Consider the following 19,425-nt stretch of genomic DNA (forward strand, 5'->3'; position numbering starts at 1 on the left):
ATTATTGTTCTACTTGAGGAGGTAAAGTGAGGTAGAGTGAGGTAAAGTGAGGTAGAGTGAGGTAAAGGAGGTAGAGTGAGGTAAAGGAGGTAAAGTTAATAAAGGAGGTAAAGTGAGTGGTAAAGGTACTAAAGTCTATACTTTAACTTTATCTCCTTTTACCTACTCTACCTCCTTTACCTCACTTTACCTCCTTTACCTCACTCTATCTCCTTATTTTGCAAATTCAAGCTTAGGTAGCTTATTCCATGCTCCTCTTGTAAAGTCTGGAATTTCAACCGGAGCAGAATTGTTATCTAACGATTTTTCTGTTAGAGGTATTAAACAGCACCATTCAGCAAGGTCATAAACGTCCATATCTAATGGAAGTCCATTTTGCAAACAGTAAATTAAACGATAGTCCATAATGAAGTCCATACCACCATGACCACCAACTTTCTTAGCTGTTTCAATCAGTTCATCGTTAACAATATAGTGTTGGTATTTCTCCATCAGTTCCTTTCTTAGATCTTCGGAAACAAAACGATGCGCATTGAGGTTTTCGTGGTTCTTGGCTATTTCCGGATCAATTTCGCCAGCATCAAGAGCATATCCTTGAACCGGATACTTATTAGCAAATCCTTTAGTACCTGTTAGCTGATACATACGGCTGTAAGGACGTGGAGATGTTACGTTGTGCTCAATCAAAATAGACTTACCTTTCTCGGTACTGATAAGAGTTGAAGTATGGTCACCATTTCTGAAATCTGTAACATCTTCACCTCTGGTTTCTTTAATGAAAGCAGGGTTACCAATTGCTTTTGTATCAACAGATACCAGGTAGTTCATTTTGTCACCTCTATGGATATTCATTGCCTGACAAACTGGTCCAAGTCCGTGAGTAGGATATACATCACCACGGTGGTCTTTGTTGATCTTCATACGCCAGTCGTCCCAATAGTCGTTCCAGAAAGGTTGTAAACCGTGAATGTAAGCACCTTCGCCATGAATAACTTCACCCAGTACGCCTTGTTGAGCCATGCTGAGGGTTGTTAGTTCAAAGAAGTCGTACACACAGTTTTCTAACTGCATACAATGTTTGCGGGTTTGTTCTGATGTGTTGATTAGCTCCCAGATTTCTTCCATAGTAAGCGCTGCAGGAACTTCAATAGCCACATGTTTGCCATCTTTCATGGCTTTTACACCCATCTTAGCATGAGTTTTCCAATCGGTAGCAATGTAAACAAGGTCAACGTTAGGTAATTCGGTTACTTTTTCCCAAACGTTTTCATCACCATAGAATTCCTGTGCAGCAGGTTTTCCATATTTTGCCAACAACTCATTGGCTTTCTTTACACGTTCTTCGCGAATGTCGCAGATAGCAACTACCTCAACACCGTCGATACGAGCCATACGGCCTACAGCACCTGGGCCACGCATACCTACACCAATAAAAGCTACTCTGACTGTTGGAATCGGATCGGCTTTTAACAACAAAACATCTTGCTGCCCAGCCGGACGTGGGGGCGTTGGGGTTGGAATCACTCCTGCTGTAGCCTGCTGCACCGGGGCAGAGGTACACATGCAGAAACTTGCTATCACTGCTAGCGATAAAAGGATTTTTTTCATAGATTTTTATTTATTAATAGTAGAAATAATATCGGTGATAAAATTACAGCCATTTCTTGAAATAAACAAGGAGAGAGGAGGTAAAGTGAGGTAAAGTTTTCTCTACTCTACCTCACTTTACCTCCTTTATCTCACTCTACCTCACTCATTTCATTCCTTTCAATTCCTCAAAGTCAATCACAGGTTGATTGCCTGTAGCCGGGCGTTGAAACATGGTACCCATTTCAACCGATTCATTAAAGAATCCGCCCATCATCAGATAGAACCAATCGCCTTCTACACCTCCCTGATAGTCGAGGCGTACTTTGGCTTTTGCTGTTGCATCGTGAGTAAATTTAGCTTCGGTTAATTTTATCCATTCTCCTTTCGAAGTACGTATCCATTGATTATTGAAACAAACTTTGCGCGATAAATACCCTTGGGTAGGACTAAAGTTTTCGAGGAATGAGTGCGGCCGTTTATACCATGTATCCGTTTTAGGACGCATAAAGCTGGCAATCAATCTCCATCTAGCCTCATCGGTGGCATAGAAATAAGCTGTATATATGGTGTTACCTTTACCATCGGGATGAACCTGCATCAGGAACTTATAGGTGTTGCCGGCTTTCCAGGGGTAGCGCAGATAACTTTGTCCGCCCGACCCTTCATTACCAAACTCGCCAATATGTACACCTTCGCCGCGACGAAGCATTTTTACCTGATACTCTTCGGGAATATCTTTGGGATTTTGTGTTTCGAAAGGACTCCATACCGAAAACAATATTCTCCGTTCGGTTGGTGAGTTAAACTGCATACCAAAATATCCTTCACCAAAACCGGCTGCCATGTAATAACTGTGCATTACTTCGCCATCTTGGGGTACCATAATTTCGTTGTAGAACCATTCAACATCTCCACAATCGTTGGGTACCGGATAGCCTAAATGCACCGATGGTCCACGGCGTCCCCAATAATCGGAGAAGTCTTTTACATAATTGGCGTCTCCTTTTACATCATCAAGAATAATTTCCTGAATCTCTCCAAAGGTCTCACCTTTTTTAGTGAGACCTTTAATGTCTATGCGAACATAGCCGGGAGATTCAATTTGTAACACACCCACAGGTAATGTTACGTAAGTATCGGAATCCAGAGTCAGATTGAAAGTTTGGTTTAAACAACTTACTTCAATCTGGGAGTGACCTTTGGCTAAGAGAGAAAGTTTCGGCACGTTTTTTTCATGTAAATAAAAGTAAGAAGAAACTATGGAGGCCGGGTCTACCCATTTCTCTAATCCCTTGTTAGAGATGTTAGCACCCTCACGGTGCGATGTTACATAGGCATTTCCACTTAAACGAATATTCAAAGTAGATTGTGCCTGCATATAGAGACCTATCGAAAATAAAATTAAAATTAAAATCAGTTTTTTATTCATTTGTTTATGCATTAGAAAAAGGTTTTTATTGTTTGTTACTATAAAGACTCTTTTTGAGCACTTATGTCCTCACAGAAAGCGTTAAAGAATTATAAATGGGAGAAAAAACATGATGGCATCATTTTCATCCTACCGGGATAAGCGGTTTTGCCTACCGGGATAAAGGCTTCATCCTACCGGGATAAACGGTTTCGCCTACCGGGATAAAAGCTTCATCCTACCGGGATAAACAGGTCACTTTATTCCATCAGAGATTTTTTTATTTCATCAGGGTGTGTGGTAATAACTCACTAGAGTTATTACATAGTTTTTGTTTTTGTTTTCGTTTATTGCGCGTTCTTATATATAAAGGCTTTGGTTGCCTTTTAGGTATACCTTTAGGGTGCACTTTAGGTATACTTTTAGGGTGTGCTTTAGGTGTGCTTTTAGGTGTTAAAAAACACACAGAAACTTCGCCTGTATTAAGCGAAGCTCTGCGTTTATAGTATTTACATCTGTCTCAGAATTGCCGGATCTTTAATCTTTTTATCCTCGGCCAGCAATAATACCTTCGACATAATTTCTGCTGTGCGTGGGTCTTCATCTGCAAAGGGCAAGAAGATACGACCGCGGTGCTGACTTTGCACAGCAAGTATATTGATGGCTCCTTTGCCCATTTTGTGCACTACCCCACTACCCAGATGCACGGTGTACTCGCCCAACGAGCCTTGGATGTTAACAAAGCGATTGTTCACCGTAGCGTTTTCTATCCGCAGCAAAGCAAGCAATTCGCGCACAATAACTCCACGCATCTCAATGGTTGAGTGACTGGCTTCGGGATCTACTCCACCCACATGGGCAACACTCACTACCAAGTCTACATCGCGCATTACTTCGGAGAAGATGATGGGCGGAATTTCATCCAACGGTAGCGGGTTACGGGTTTTACGATCGAAGAACTGCACGGTTTCCAGCGTGGGTGCTTCGGTATCGGAAGGCGAGAACCAATCGGCAACTACATACATGGTGGCAATAATATTTTCCTTATAGTATACGCGTTGAAGCCCTTGATCGTAGTCTACCGTCCAGCCACGACCTTTGAGGAGGGCAACAGTTTTCTGTGGTTGGATTTGATGGCCGGCGTAGCGACGTGAGATGGTTTTCTCTGCCAGTTCGTCTTCGTTAATCAGGTAAAGTTCCCTGAATATCTGTTTAAAGGGCTGAACAAGTTTATGCTCGAAGGCGTAACGCTGACTGCTTAACCAAGTATCGGCCTTGTAGAGGTCGTAAGGGTGGGCAATGGTCAGTTGGGTATTGTCGTCGAGGTCGAATAGTTCGCACAAAGCACCGGTACGATTACCTGTAGCAAAGAGTAGCTTTTGCAACAGAGGCGCAATTACAGGATGATTAAGCAACTGTTTCAACTCGCTCAACTCGAACGTGTCGCCTTTTACCATGGACTGTTCGAGACTTGCTTTGGCACGTTTCTGCTGGGCTTTGAGGGAAGAAACAACTTTTTTGCACTCAGTGATATAAGCGTCTTTTTTGAGTTTGGCAGGAACAGAGGTTAACGTTTTACCATCTTTCGCACAAACAAGTTTGGCTATGCCGTTGGCATCAATAGAGATGTGGATGGCATAACCTGCCCGTTCTTGTGGCTCGAAATAGGGGGCGATTTGCTCTATCTTCAAGATTTCCATGCTCCAACCAAAACGGAGGGCATCACTGTATCCACCGTTTCGGGCAAGATTGTCTAATGCTATGGCAGAGGCTTTGGCTTCGCTTTCGCGACGTTGGGTACCGAATGTTTTGCTTTCTTTCAAGAAAGCTTGTATAAATTCGTAACGAGCCAGTATATCTTTTTGCTTGTTGCGGGAAAGAGGGATAAGGGAGTAACTCAACAATTTGTCTTTGTTTCGTTTGTCCTTGATCTCTTTTTCCAGTTCTTTCAGCTTAAGCTTGCCCAAAGTGGCATCGGCAAAGAGTTGGGCACGACGGTGGTTGGCCCCTTCAGTAAGGTATTTGGTACAATCGTAGAGAAGGGCGAAGCGTTCGGCACCGAGGGTTTTGTAAGCCTCTTTGAACCAATTGATGTCAAAAGCTCCATTGTTAAACTCTTCGGCAGAGATGGGCGAGTAGCGGGCCACTTCGGTTTCTTTTTCGGCCGAGAAGCATTCGTTGATGTGGGCATGGAAGTACCAGGCAGCACTTTCCAGCCCCGGCCATCCAAGGTAATTACCTATTATGTTAAGCCAGGCGGGGGCATACATGGCGGCTTCGAGCAGACGTTTGTCGTCAATTTTGCCATTGAGGGCGGCGCGCAACGTTTCAGCATTATCGTCGGCCTTGGGGTGGCTGGCTTTCAGCAGGCTTGAGAGTACGGCTTTCTTGGTAGTATCGCTGCTATAAATATACCCGCGAACAAAGGTTTCTTTGCCCATTGCGATAAGGATTTTAGCAAAGGTTTCGGCCCCCTGATGCCAACGAAGGCTGACAGCAAGTTCGCTTACTTCGGTTTTGGTATCGCCACGATTCAGCTCGATTTCGATAACACGGGCGGCTACCTCGTTGGCAACGGTTTGGAGCATAGGGTATTTCTTAACTGCCTCTTTGCACGAGCGGTAGGTTATCTTACCCACATATCCCGACAGAGGATGAGAACTGGCCAGGAAGAAAGTTTTGTACAGCGCGTCGATTTTGAGTAGACCAAGTTGTACACCACGGGCTACATCTTCCTCTTCGAGTCCATGATAGGAAAGCCCTTTCAAAGCACCCAGTTTGTAACAGATGGCCAGGTAGCCGGCAAAATGCTCGTCACTCTTTTTGGTATGACCCAACTGAGTAAGGAGGAAATCTACCTCGTCGGTTTCAGTAAATGTATAGGACTCACTACGGTAGGATTCGCTTTCGTCGTCGATAGATTTTGTCCAATCTTCTTGGGGGACTTGTGCGATAACATCGTTCAATGCACCTGCAAGAACTTGGAATCGTTCTTCTTCCGGATATTCGAGTGGTAATAGTTCGATGATATTGAGTGCCAGCTCGCCGTATTTCTTTTTCGCAAAGTATCTAACAAGTTTATCACCTGCTTTCACGTTGAAGAGAGTAGTGATGTGTGCATTGGCCCACTGCAGGTAATCGGGCGAGTAAACATTGTCGTATCCGCTCACTTCTTCAAGGAACATGAAAAGGAAGATTTCGGCAAAGGTTACCTCGTTTTCTTTGATCCATGCACGCCACACATCTTGCAGTACATATTTATCGAGTTTGGGGTTGGGGCTGTTTTTATTGTCTTCTTCATCAATAGCATCAAATCGATCGCGTGGCCATCTTTGGGTACCAAGGGTGTTTTCTTCAACGCTGTCATCCCACGAATTCACTCGGTAGGTGTAGTTGCGGTTTTCGTGTATCTTATTGCAAAGGGCATCAAAGATGGTGGTAATACGCTTGGGATCGAAATCGAAAATTGTTTTCAACCTATATGCTTCGTTTACAGGCATGGGGGCAAACTCCGGTGTATAATCGGGGTTGTACATACCAAAACCGTTTTCGCGATTATACTTGGGCGACTCATCCATCAGGGCATCTATCAACAACTGCTCTTTGTCGGTAACTTTAGGCATCAGAGCAAGAAAGTCCGGTATCTGGCTGGTGGTAAGGGTTTTCTTCTTAACAAGTTGTGCAAGCATATCAAGGCCTGCAAGGCGTTTGTTTTCCACTTTGTCGGCCAGCAAGGTTTTGATAGCTTCAATGGGCCGTTCGTTGGGCATAGCAAGAAGTATCTCGACAGCATTCTGCCGCAGGTCGCCTGTTTTCAGCGATAATAGGTTGATGATGAGTTTGGACTCTTCTTCGCTAATTGTCAGTTCTTTGATGTTGGTCAATGCTTGCCAACGTACAGACATACTCTTGTCGTTAAGAGCAGCGAAGAGGTATTGGCGTTCCCAATCGGTTTGCGGATTGTTGAAGTATTTGATAAAGTTTACCCGGTTGGTAGAGTCGCAATAAGACATGTTATCAATAAGTGCGGCAGTCATCTGAGGGTCGAAATCGTATCCTACCAAAGCAAGAAGTTTATTGAAAACTTCCTCGCAATCGAGGGTGAGGTTGCACCAATAGAATGGTTTTCCTTCGGAACTGTAGCCGTTCTGGGGAATAGTTGGGAGTATGGCAAGCAGCTTCTTGAAGTGGCTATCGCGTAGCTTCTTATCCGATATATAAGTAATTTCCCGGCAGTTTTCGCTAAAGTCGCTTGCCTTATTTGCCCAACCATAATTAACTGTGTAGTTTTCGAGGATGAGGCTAAGCAAGTCCGGATCTGTTTCATCGAGATGGGGCGATGCGATGGCAAACTGCAAAGGATCGTTTTCTAACTGGCTGGCAAAGTAGAGAGCTACAAGTTTCTGGTATTTCTCTCCTTTCATCAATTCGGTGATCATGGGCAGTACATCGTTCATTTCGAACACCGAGGCAGCCCAAAGAGCCGTATATATGTCGAGTTCGTCTCTGCTTTGAATAGCTTCCTGACGTGCTTTTTCGTCATTAAGATATTTGTAGCCAAGTTTGGCAAGCTTGGTTACAATGCGTTTTTCGCTTGCTTCTTCGGCCAACCCCATCCACACACCTACCGCTCGCACAGCAGAAGAGTAGCGTAACAGGTCGTTGTCGATTACAATTTTCAATATATATATTAAAAAAGAGATTCGTCCGTGGTCGGCATTTTCGAGGATGGATTGCCGCAAACCCTCTTGCAAACGGGCAGCAAGAAGCATATCGCCCAACAGTTGGTGCAGTTCCTTGTTTTCGCTTTTAACAATGCCAAGTATGATGCGGTCGTTGAGCAGTTTTGTATTATTGTCGCCCAGACAGATGTTTTTGATGGCTTCAATAACATCTTGCCTGCCTTCATCAATGTAGACAGATAGAATATCACCGTAAATGTTCCAGGGAAGGGTGTCATCGTCATCATCATCGTCATCATCATCTTTTTTACTCTTTTGGAGGTCTTTCAGGATGTCGAACCCATCCCATAAAAAGAAAAGGCTATCGTGAATAAGATTGTAAATTTTGTCCTTATAAGGTTCCACGTCTTGGGTACGGAAAGAGCGGCGATAGCTGGAATCCGATTGCACATAGTTGGTTAATTGCGCAACGGCTTTTCCCACCAGGTTGGCAATGTCCTCGCCGTGAATGGCTTGAAGCATTTGCCGTGGACCATTTTCGTAGACCTCGCTTGTGGTCTTGGGAGAACCGGCAACAAGCAATGCTTTTGCTTCGGCAAGTCTTCGGTTAGCGTGTGGGTATTTACTTTCTTTGTAAGCAATAATGGCTTGGGCAATAGCGCCAGGGCGTCCGTTGAGGTTTCTCAGGACGTCGATAATGTTTGAGTAATCCATTGTATAGTAGTAATATGATGATTAGAATTTTCTTCCGGCCAACATGGTGAGGCGGATAAAAGTAAGTATATCTTCTTCGTTAAGCTGTATTTTCTCTCCCGGTTGCACCTCGGTTTCATTGATCAATACCCTGTAGATACCATCGCGGAAGGCTTGCAGTGCATTGTCGATGGCTTGTTGCTCATCTTGTTGCTTTTCGTTTTTCCGGTCGTTGAATGATACTTTTCCAATGTGCAGAGCATCGGCATAGGCTTCTTCCGTAAGAAATTGAAACATAGGGGCATCTACAGGTTTAGCATTGTACTCTCGCACATTTTCAAGAACGAGGGTAGCAATGAGGTCTTCCACAGTAGTAAGATTGTCTGGGATGATTCTCGGATGTAGTTCGAGGATGGGCTTTCGCTTGCCTATGGCTTTGAGGCGGATGTTTATTTTCATAATTACATGTCTTTCATTGAAAGCGCTTGATACTCTATTTCGTAATCCTTCAGTTCTCCGGTTGCCTTGACAAACTGACTGCCTTTTTCTTTTAGTTTATCCATACTAATATTGCCAGCATTACGTTTTATCTCACAAATCCGGGCCGTTTTATCCAATTCATTGACAGCAATCATGTCTATTTCAGTTTCTCCTTTCCTATCCCAGTAGCCACCAATACGAGTATAACGCTGCTGTTCCATGTATTGTGTTCGAAAATAGCGTTCTAATATCTTTCCGCTGAATGTAGGATAATCACGTACAACAATCTCTCTCAATTGACCATATCCTCCCACTTCTACCATGTAACTGTATTTATAGACAAACCTAAACCAGAAAGAAAGGAAATTATCATCTAATGTATAACGTGCATTCTTTGTTTCTACTTTAGCATAAATAGGAATCACTTTCGATATAAGTCCATAATCATGTTCCAATTTTGTAAGATAACCGCCAATTTCCCGGTTTACAACAGCCTCTATTTTTGCTCTTGTATTTTCGCCTCTGGCAATAGCAGAGAGTATAGTAAAGTAGTTTGCATACTCTTTGCCAAACTCTTCTATTAGCATGTTTTTCCCTTCAGGAATAAAAGTAGAATCTTCTCTGATTATATAATCCAACATTGCTTCCAAAGTATATGAGCCGGAATCTATTAGTAGCTGAACATATTTGGCTACTCCACCGGTGAAGGCATAAAGAGCCAATAAATCTTCTGAAGTGTATTCTGGATGATGATCAGCAAGAATTTCTTTTAACACAGGAGTATTGAAAGGTTTTACTTTTAGTAATGCAGTAGCGCGTCCAAATAGTGGTTCCTTTGAATTTTGAAATATTTTATGCATCAAAGAATGGACAGAACCGCTTAACAACAGATTCATTTTACTTAAGTCTTTGTTCACATCCCAATGATGTTGTATGTCGCTATAAACGGATGGAGCAATGGTGTAAAACTCCTGAAACTCATCAATGATGAGGTTGAAACTTTGCGATTTGGAGAGTTCCATCAAGAATTTAAAGAGTTCGCTAAATTTGGTTACTTCGCCCAAAATAGGGATTCCTAATTTGTCTTTTACTTCTTGTACAAAGTCTTGACAAAGAAAGTTTTCTGCTTTTCGTGCAACGAAGAAATAAAGTGTAGGTTGGTTTTCGGTTGCCTTTAATAATAGCTGAGTTTTGCCAATACGCCTTCGTCCGGTTACAACTGTCATCTGAGCATTTTCTAATGAGCGTTTTTGAATGCTTTGCAGCTTTTCTATCTCACTTTCTCTATTATAAAATTTCATTTCTATACAGTACTATTAAGGCGTTTGCCTCATACCAAGGCGCAAGCCAGTTTCAATTCTATACAGTTCGATTAAGATATGCTCTTCTCCTGTTCTTAAATTAAATAGAATGTTGTTTCAATTCTATACGGTTCGAGAAACAGAACATACAACGTCATTGCAACTAAGTCTACTATGACTTGTTTCAATCCTTACAGTTTAATTATTCCGAAACGATCATTTCCGAAATGACCATTTCGGAACTAAAATCCTTTCATAAATTCTCTATTTCATCAACAGACAATCCGGTTGTTTTCGAAATTATATCTATTGTTACACCAAGTTGTTTCATTGTACGCGCATTGGCAATATTCTGGGCTTTTTTCCCTTCTTCTCTTCCTTCTTCTCTTCCTTTTCGCTCCGCACTACTTATAAGCGTTTTTTCCACACTGATAGTATCCCAGAATTTCTCGTACATCAACAATTGCTCATCAGTAAAGGCTGACTCTTCCAAAGCAGTAACCGCTTTTTTAATTTGAGGATTATCCAAAAGTTCTTGCGGAACCTCGCGTGTATTTTGACTGATTTCGGTAAGGTACCGAAGCCACAATACTTGCATCTTCTTGGCAGTGTATGTATTGGGGGTAAACTTAGGAAGTTCTACAAATATAAGATGAAGCCCATCAATTACTTTTTCAGAGTGCTCAACATGTACCAATTTGTAATAATGATAATAGTCCTCTAAACCAGGTTCGAAGGTTTCGTTTACTAAATTGAGCGAGTACACCGGTTGCAATAGTTCGTACTGCTCGCCGGCGTTTAACTGACGGACGTATGCTTTAGAGGCATTGAACAAGACACGTTGTTTAAACTCGGGCGACCATATCATTTGCATTTCTACGATAAATTGGCGTCCCAACTTGTCTTTACAACGCACATCTACAATGCTGTTTTTGCGCAAAGGATTATCCGGAACCATTTCTAAGGGCAGGTATTCAATGTGGGTTATCTCTTCGTCTTCTTCTAGTGGAAGAAGGGCGTTGAGCAGACTCATAACCAGATCCGGATGTTCGCCAAATACATGCTTGAATGTTAAGTCGGCTTTAGGGTCAAGGTATCGCATGAATATATTATTTTGGTTCTATGAATATTCTTTATTGTAAGTATTAACAAAGGTATCAATAAATAATGTATTAAAAAAACTTGTCGGTTAATTTCTCTTTCCATACTCGGAAATGATATTGTATCAGCACTTCTTATGATACTTTTAACATGCCCTCTGAAAAATAATTGTATCTTCGTTCTCGCAAACCAAGTTGAAACCAACACCATGAAAGAGAAACTCCTGACATACATAGAAAAGGCCGACAGAGCCGGCATAATTACCTTTCTGAAAAGCCTGACACCCGAAGAACGAAAAGCACTTGCCCCTGAAACCCGGAAATACGATACTTATCATGATACTTGGGAGAAAGGACAGGAAGAAGGCATCTGGGAAAAAAAATATACCAACCGTATTGCAATGTTTGTTTGCTTGCCTCCCGCCGAGGCAAAGAAAAGCCTACGCTGGGGTATGCCCACGCCGCAGGAACTGGATGCGATACTCCCCTGGTTCTGTCCGAAAGATTTTGCGGAATACCCTTTCAACCATGAGTATGAATACTTAGTTAAATGGGAGGCCGCCGGCTATCTGACGCTCACACCCGAAATGGTTGTTTCCATTCTCCCCGATGTTATATTTACAAAGAATGATATTTGGACACCCGAAATTCTTGAAAGCTATCCCATTACTCTTGATAAGCATATCTGGTGGCTGTTTGAATTTCCATCCAATATAGTTTGGTACAGCAATAACACAGCCATTGGAGAAGCGAATCAATCGCCAAGCAAATGCCTTTGGTTCGATACCTTTATTAAATATACAGCCGAAGGCCGACTGGATCGCATGCGGGTTTTGCGAGAAAGTCTGCTGGCTGTAAACCGCAACTTCAACAAAGTGCTTACCGGTTGGTTTACAGATCTGTTTGCAGCCATGCAGCCTACTGAAGCCGAACTGCTTGCATTGCAAACCGAACTCTTCGGAACGCTCACCTGTATCTGGTCTAAACCTGTTACCCACACAGTGAAACTTCTCAAGAAGTTGGCTGTTCACCCTCAGTTTGGTACAGAGGAGTTCCTGTCCAATCTTCCTTTACTTCTGGGCTCGGAAGTTAAAGCAATCCTCACCTCCACGCTGTCTGTAGTAGAGGTGATTTTAAAGCGGAAGAAAGATTTCATCCCGGAAATCATTGCAATGCTCTGTACAGCATTCCTTTCCAAAGACGAAGCCATTCAGAAAAAAGCAGCAGAATTGTTTACCCAATATGCCTCTCCCGGTTCGGAGAGCAAAGCCTTGCTGGCAGCATACGCCGACAATTTACTGATGAACACTCGCTCACTGCTTGCCGACTATCTGGATAAAATAGAACCGCCAACACCCATCAGCGCTGAAGAGTTGTTGGTAGAACTGCCTTCCGTTATCGGAGAAGAAAACCGGATTCCCACTCTTCAATCCACCGAAGACTTTGCATTCTTCCTTACACAAGCAGTAGATTCTTCGGAACCTTATTTCTTCGATCACCTGCTGAATAATCTGGTAGTCTGGGGAAACCAAGTAACCAAGGCAGACCTTGTATTACTTGAACCTGCCTTTAAGAAAGTATATAGTCGGCTGTACAAATGGGGAGTGCCAATACTGGATAGTATCCCTTATATTACCATGACTGATTACGCACAGTATCTGATCCACAAATTCCCGGAGAAAACCAAAAAGTTGCAAACCTTCCGGGATAAAATGGATACAGTAGATAAGGATAGAAGCGAACAAAGTAACTACTACACCAAAAGGCAGATTACTCTGAAAGACCTATCTGTTGAATTTATCTATACGGGATTCCGGCAAATCGCCATCGAAGCTATTGAGAAGATAAAGAATCAGGATGCCCTTCCTTTATTATCAACCCCAACGCACACTCCTGCGTGGATTAACCCATTAACCCTGATTGATAGAATAGCCGCCTATCAGCAACAGGGTATAGAACCGGGCGATATGGATATGCAACTTGCCATTCAGCGCTGTGTTACCGACTTTCCGGAAGAAGCACTTATAAAAGCCAGCCAATCCTTAACCGGAGAGTTGAAACACCTATTCATTTTCCTGTTGGATAAAAACGCACCCATTGAATCGCCCATCGAACACCCTTCGTGGTGGATGACTGCTGCCATTACCAAACGGTCGGCACAATACCATCCGGAACTTGAACCGTATGGCTACCACACCATCCCGAAAGCCTACATAACCGGAGAAATTGAATGGGAAGAATACATCAACACCGGATACAATGGCCAATACGAATGGAAGCATTTCCGTATAACGAATGTTGAATCCCAAATCCAACTCAAAGACCATAAACTCTTTTATCGCTATCTATGGGGAGTCGATAAAATATCCGCTTCGCACTTCTTTTACGACCGCGACCATAAAGACTGGATGCTATTTCCCTACCTGGCCTGTCCCAACAATGCGGACCTATTTCTGGGTAGAATCACCTTCTGCTTTGCCAACTGCGATATGTGCGAAGTGCCCGAACAAACCTTGGCATTGCTCACCGCCCGTCTGGTACACGAATTGAAAAGACCCTTCCACGAAATGCATTACATGGCGTTGGCTTGCTTCCTGTTTGCCAAGGTGAAAGCAGTACAAGATTACGGCTTTGCCATCTGGTCGGAAAACATGGCAGCAAACAGGCTCGACCCCATTCGTTTAGGTACCGCTTTAGGAAAAATAGAAGCCATGGAAGCCTTTCCTCTCAAACGCCTTGCAGATTGTATGTCGACTTATATGATTGGTGTAAGCCATAAGCACAACCAGTCGTTGGTAGTTATGCTCGAAGCCCTCATGCAACAACTGCCCCAAAAGCCCATCAAGAACCTAAAGAAACTGTTGGAGCTTTATAATGAATTGCTGGCACTTACCCAATGTCGCCCGAATATATCGGGCGTGCCCCATTGGAGAAGTTGGGGCATGGAAGGTACTAGCCTGAATTATTCATGAAGGAATTGTACGATTTCACCACAGAGTTCACAGAGTTACACAGAGTTCTAAATACGATGCCGCATGGAAGTTTAAAACTCTGTGAACTCTGTGGTGAAATACGACCAGACGAGTTTTCATTAGATATAATAAAATGAATAAGAATATAACAACCATAGCATTTGATGCCGATGATACTTTGTGGGTAAACGAACCTTACTTTCAGGAAGCCGAAGAACAGTTTTGTATCTTACTCAAAAACTATCATCCTCAACATACAGTTTCGCAAGAACTTTTTGAGACTGAAATGAAGAATCTGCCTCTCTATGGATATGGAGTTAAAGGATTTGTGTTGTGCATGATTGAAACTGCAAACAGAATTTCCAACAAAACCGTATCGGCCGATGTTATTGATAAAATTATTCGGATGGGTCGCGAGTTATTACAAAAGCCAATCGAATTACTACCTGGCGTTGAAGAAACGCTCAATCAACTAAAAGATTATAAACTTATTGTAGCAACCAAAGGAGATTTGTTAGACCAAGAAAGAAAGCTTAAGAATTCGAGATTGGAACCCTATTTTCATCATATAGAGATTATGAGCGACAAAAAGGTAAACGACTATCAAAAATTGCTTAAACATTTAGACTGTCGACCCGAAAACTTTTTAATGTTGGGCAATTCCATGAAATCCGATATTATACCTGTTCTGGAGCTGGGAGGCAATGGAGCTTATATTCCCTATCATGTTACCTGGACTCACGAACAGCAGGAACATGTTGGAGAACATGAGAATTTTATTCAACTAAAAACGATTAATGAAATATTGAATTGTCTATAAGGGAATCTTCAAAACTCCAGACAGTCCACCTTCGTATACCAAAAGAGCCTTTGAGTATAATCCCATCTAAACTCAGCATCCCTGTAAATAGGTTCACGTCCTCTTGGGGTCTGATCTATTGTCCATCCCCAATTGTTTTTAAGTTTTACTCTTATAGGATTGCTGTAGAGACCACCGTCTCCGGGCATAGTAAAACGAACTTTGGGAATATAAACCTCTATCGTATAGTTACCACAGGGACTCTTTTCCGTCATATCAAGTTTATATCCGAATATGAGTTCATATCCCATACTAAGGAATCCCATGTATAATGCAACTATCAATACATTAATCATTATCAACCGTGGCCGTTGCTGTTTATTACTTTTCCATAGTGTTCCTGCTCCCCATATTAGCCAAGCAATGGTTTCTATGCCTGTCAAAATCAAGAGTATCCAAAAAGCTGTATCTTCCCTGAGTACACTTAAATATAGTGAAATTATTAATAAAATAACTGTAGTAATCACTGCCGCAGGTAGCGAAACAAATCGTATAAGACTGTATGAGAGTAGTTTATTGTTCTGTTCTTTCCTATCCATTGTATCCTTATTTATAGATGTTCTGCCTGCAAACTTAAATAAAATATAATTGCCAACTGCTATAAACTCCGTTCTTAAACACATTTTGTTTACTTTTATCCATTCGTAAATAGTTACTATTTTGTTATGCTGCAAACCGTGATTTCGAAATGCAGCATTTCACACTTTCGAAATGCAGCATTTTGATCCGACGAAATGCAGCATTTCGTAAGTGCAAAATGCAGCATTTTGAAAATGCACCATAAAAACGGCTCTGTAGCACGTATAACGAGGGTGAAGTTGGAAGATTTTCCTAATTTGTTGTTTTTTGGAGTTGTAAAATAGCTAAACAAGAAGCGGGCTATTGGAAACATTTTTCAATCATACTTTTTTTAGTTATCTGGATGCATAGTTTTACGCTGCAAACTTATATCTTTGTTTTTATGAATAGGAATAAACACAATAACAGCTAAAATTAATACAATGAATTTAAACCTCCTTCCCCAATGGGATATTGAGCAAGAACTAGAAGAAGAAATAATCAACGATAATGTTGAGCGTCCTCCTCTGGTAGGCAAATCTCCCTATATACCACCCGGATTGTACAACCAATCATGGGAAAAAGCACAAGATGCCTATGGACCTGCCACACTTACTCCTTATTATATAGAGGGACTTGCCAGTGATAACGAAGGTGACAATCAATTTGCTTCTTATGGTCTTTATGCAGCCACAACGCATCAAGGGTCGGTATATGAAGCCTCGGGTATGGCTATACCTTTTCTGGTCGACATGATTATAAATGTAGAACACACACAACCCATAGCTGCATCTTATTTCTTAGCGAGAATAGCTTTGGGCGAAAGTCATTTTATAAATACACCCAACGATTTAGTAATGACTCGCCAACGAGAGTATCATTACGAAATCCTAAAATACGCCGATAAGCTGAAAACCTTTTACCTGGAAACCGAAAACGAAGAGGTAGAACGACTGCTTTGTTTGTATAAAGGTGTATTGCCCGATTATCTAAATCTTGAATACAGCAACCCAACAAGGCAAGCCGCTGCCATCATAGCCCAAGGATTTATTGCAGCCGAACGTAGATTGACAGAACACATCGAGGTAGTAAAAAAAATGATGTACGAAAGTCCCTCATTGTTAGTTAGAGGTGCTTCGGCTATCTGTTTGGCATTCTCTAACGAAACCGATGCCGATGTTTTACAATTGCTTTACTATCTGGCCGAACAGAAGTATCCTTATATAGCTTTCTCGTGGAATCAGATTCAGGATATGGCAGCCGAAGCTTGGCTGTATGCTGTCGATACAGAAACCTTGCTCAGTCAACCCGACACCGAAGCTCCTCCTGCACCTCAGGTAACCTCAATAGAAGATTTGATACAGCTCAAAAATCAGAGTGGAAAGATTTTGGGAGCAAACATTAAGTTGACTCGTGCCATTCAGAATGAATTCCCCGTCGATCGGCAAATTCCTTACCAATACGAAGAATTAAGTCCATTGCAAATCCGTATTTTGCGTCAATGCATGGAGAAAAATATTGAATTATACCCATTTCGGCAATACCATCTTCCGGATAATACATTTGCGTTGAAACGTCTCTTAAACCAAAGTGACGAGTTGCTGTGCAAAAAAGTATCTACCAATTACGACGAATTAACCGGAGCCCCATTGTGGTATAAAATAGAGTGCTGGCTTGAGAATGAAATATATTTCAGCAGGCAAGCTGTTGTCAGAGCCATTTCTCTTGTCGATACTTGGGCGCTGGCTCAGGAAGTATTTTCTGACCATCGTTGCACTTTATCCCTTCACAGTTCTTTTGGCGATGGTATTAAAGAAAGAAAAACAGACAAACTAATTTCTCTTTTTGCTGATGCATTATACAGCAAGAGCGATGTTGCAATTACATTCCTTTGTCGGCAAATTAAAACCGACCAAGCCAAAGGAACTATTAAAAATATAGAGCTAACCGCCATTGCTCTGCTCACATTGGCACGCCAAGGAAAACTATCGTCCGAATATTTTTGTTTAATAAAACCCTATCATAATTTCATTGAATATACCCCCTATACATTGCCAATACTTTCGGAATTATTGTCGTACACCCCTCCACAGCATCAGGAAAAGATTGCAGCAGATGTAGAACTTTATTGCATCTCCGAAAAAGAGGACTACGAAGAAGATTATGAAGAAGATTATGAGGAAGAAGATTACAGCGAGGAAGAAAACTTTATTTTTGTAAAGCAATATGGGTGGGAAATTTTAAAAGGATGCAAAGGAGAGTGGGTAGTAAGCCGGATTATAGATGCAGTTAATGCTTGGAAAAATATTCAGGCAGAAAGGAAAGACGAAATAACCGGCGACCCTTTTCCATACCCTGATGCTGTTGAAATACTGAAAAATCAGAGTGAGGTAGATAAAGAATTGATTTATGGGTTGCCAAGGTTTTAATAAATAAGTATCTTTGACACAAAGTTTTTATAAGTATGAACCCTCCACAAAAAAAGACTGATATTTTGATGCATAGTTCCAATTTCATCCACGAAATCAAGGAGATAGTAACTCAGGCACGCCAAAAAGCATATTCGGCCATAAATTCTGCTATGGTCGAAGCCTATTGGCAGATGGGAAAACGAATTGTTGATGAAGAACAACAGGGAAAAGAACGAGCCGACTATGGCACACAATTGCTCAAAGAATTGTCGAAAGAGTTAACTAAGGAGTTTGGAAAAGGGTTTTCTGTTCCCAGTTTGTATAATTTTCGCTTATTCTATTTAACCTTTTCTGAAATATTCTCTACACCGTGGAGAATATTGACTTGGTCACATTATAAGCGTTTACTAACAGTCTCCAACTCCGAAGCCCGTGCCTGGTATTTGAAAGAAGCTGCCGAGCAAATGTGGAGTTACCGAACCCTCGACCGGAATATCAGTTCCCAATATTATGAGCGCTTATTGCTTTCTCAAAACAAAAACAATGTTGCGGCTGAGATGAAATCCTTAACCAAAGCGTTTGAGCAAGACAAGCTAGAGTTTATTAAAAATCCCACTGTGGCCGAGTTTATCGGACTTGCTCCGAATACCGATTTCACTGAGTCCGAACTCGAAATGGCTATCATTGGCAATCTGCAAAAATTTTTACTCGAACTAGGCAAAGGTTTCTCCTTTGTCAGTCGCCAACAACTTATTCGTACCGAAAAAAGAGATTATTTTGTTGACCTTGTGTTCTATAATTATCGCTTAAAATGCTTTGTTCTTCTTGACCTTAAAACAACAAAAATCTCTCATCAGGATGTAGGGCAAATGGATATGTATGTGAGAATGTATGACGAACGAGTACGCGATAAAGACGACAACCCCACAATTGGCATTATTCTTTGCTCGGAAACCGATGAAGACATTGCGCGATATTCCATTCTGAACGAAAATAAGCAACTTTATGCATCAAAATATATGCTTTATATGCCATCAGAAGAGGAACTTCGAAACGAAATTGAACGTCAAAAGGCTTTTTTTAGATTGCAGCATCAAAAGGAAATGTTGCCCAAATGATACCTGCATTAATAAAAACACGGAGACACAGAAACACGGAGCTTTTCCTTGTGCTGAACACGGAGGCTTCGCTTTTGTCATACAATAACTCAAAAATAGGCCAACGGCCTAATAGCTTCTAGCGTAGGTCAACGGCCTACGATGAAGAATACCGCATGGAATGCGAGGCTGTAAGCCTCGGAGCTTGCATACAAATACGCTTCGAGGCCTACAGCCTCGCATTTTCATGTAACATCATTGCGTAGGCCGTTGA

At 41.8% G+C, this 19,425-nt stretch carries 11 protein-coding genes; 4 read left to right on the plus strand and 7 right to left on the minus strand.

Annotated elements, in window-relative coordinates; all coding sequences use genetic code 11:
* Nucleotides 1-213: 213 nt before the first annotated feature.
* From D0T85_RS15125 to D0T85_RS15150, 6 genes are all read right to left on the minus strand, one after another.
* The gene (locus D0T85_RS15125; RefSeq protein ID WP_163214365.1) at nucleotides 214-1,608 is read right to left on the minus strand and encodes a Gfo/Idh/MocA family oxidoreductase; all 1,395 of its coding nucleotides are present in this window, start codon (nucleotides 1,606-1,608) and stop codon (nucleotides 214-216) included.
* A 145-nt stretch (nucleotides 1,609-1,753) separates the two neighbouring features.
* Nucleotides 1,754-3,019, minus strand: a complete 1,266-nt coding sequence (locus tag D0T85_RS15130) for a DUF3472 domain-containing protein (RefSeq protein ID WP_163214366.1) — start codon at nucleotides 3,017-3,019, stop codon at nucleotides 1,754-1,756.
* Nucleotides 3,020-3,507: 488 nt separating this feature from the next.
* Complete coding sequence (locus tag D0T85_RS15135) at nucleotides 3,508-8,394, minus strand: DUF4132 domain-containing protein (protein ID WP_163214367.1); 4,887 nt, start codon at nucleotides 8,392-8,394, stop codon at nucleotides 3,508-3,510.
* Between the two features lie 21 nt (nucleotides 8,395-8,415).
* Entirely contained in the window at nucleotides 8,416-8,832 is a 417-nt protein-coding gene (locus D0T85_RS15140; protein WP_163214368.1) for a hypothetical protein, read from the minus strand.
* 2 nt (nucleotides 8,833-8,834) lie between these two features.
* Complete coding sequence (locus D0T85_RS15145) at nucleotides 8,835-10,154, minus strand: ATP-binding protein (protein WP_163214369.1); 1,320 nt, start codon at nucleotides 10,152-10,154, stop codon at nucleotides 8,835-8,837.
* Between the two features lie 253 nt (nucleotides 10,155-10,407).
* The gene (locus tag D0T85_RS15150; protein WP_163214370.1) at nucleotides 10,408-11,256 is read right to left on the minus strand and encodes an Rpn family recombination-promoting nuclease/putative transposase; all 849 of its coding nucleotides are present in this window, start codon (nucleotides 11,254-11,256) and stop codon (nucleotides 10,408-10,410) included.
* 207 nt (nucleotides 11,257-11,463) lie between these two features.
* Here D0T85_RS15150 and D0T85_RS15155 point away from each other — a divergent pair, with 207 nt between their 5' ends.
* Complete coding sequence (locus D0T85_RS15155; RefSeq protein ID WP_163214371.1) at nucleotides 11,464-14,226, plus strand: DUF6493 family protein; 2,763 nt, start codon at nucleotides 11,464-11,466, stop codon at nucleotides 14,224-14,226.
* A 133-nt stretch (nucleotides 14,227-14,359) separates the two neighbouring features.
* A complete protein-coding gene (locus D0T85_RS15160; protein WP_163214372.1) occupies nucleotides 14,360-15,046 on the plus strand; it encodes an HAD family hydrolase in 687 nt (228 codons plus the stop codon).
* An 8-nt stretch (nucleotides 15,047-15,054) separates the two neighbouring features.
* Here the strand turns inward: D0T85_RS15160 and D0T85_RS15165 are convergent, their stop codons facing one another.
* Nucleotides 15,055-15,624, minus strand: coding sequence for a hypothetical protein (locus tag D0T85_RS15165; RefSeq protein ID WP_203558494.1), 570 nt, complete (start codon nucleotides 15,622-15,624; stop codon nucleotides 15,055-15,057).
* 462 nt (nucleotides 15,625-16,086) lie between these two features.
* Between D0T85_RS15165 and D0T85_RS15170 the strand changes: the two genes are divergently transcribed.
* Both D0T85_RS15170 and D0T85_RS15175 read left to right on the plus strand, forming a co-directional pair.
* Nucleotides 16,087-18,072, plus strand: a complete 1,986-nt coding sequence (locus D0T85_RS15170) for a hypothetical protein (protein ID WP_163214374.1) — start codon at nucleotides 16,087-16,089, stop codon at nucleotides 18,070-18,072.
* Between the two features lie 35 nt (nucleotides 18,073-18,107).
* Entirely contained in the window at nucleotides 18,108-19,172 is a 1,065-nt protein-coding gene (locus D0T85_RS15175) for a YhcG family protein (protein WP_239060737.1), read from the plus strand.
* Nucleotides 19,173-19,425 lie beyond the last annotated feature (253 nt).

The sequence above is a fragment of the Bacteroides sp. 519 genome (assembly GCF_010500955.1).
Lineage (GTDB): Bacteria > Bacteroidota > Bacteroidia > Bacteroidales > Bacteroidaceae > Bacteroides.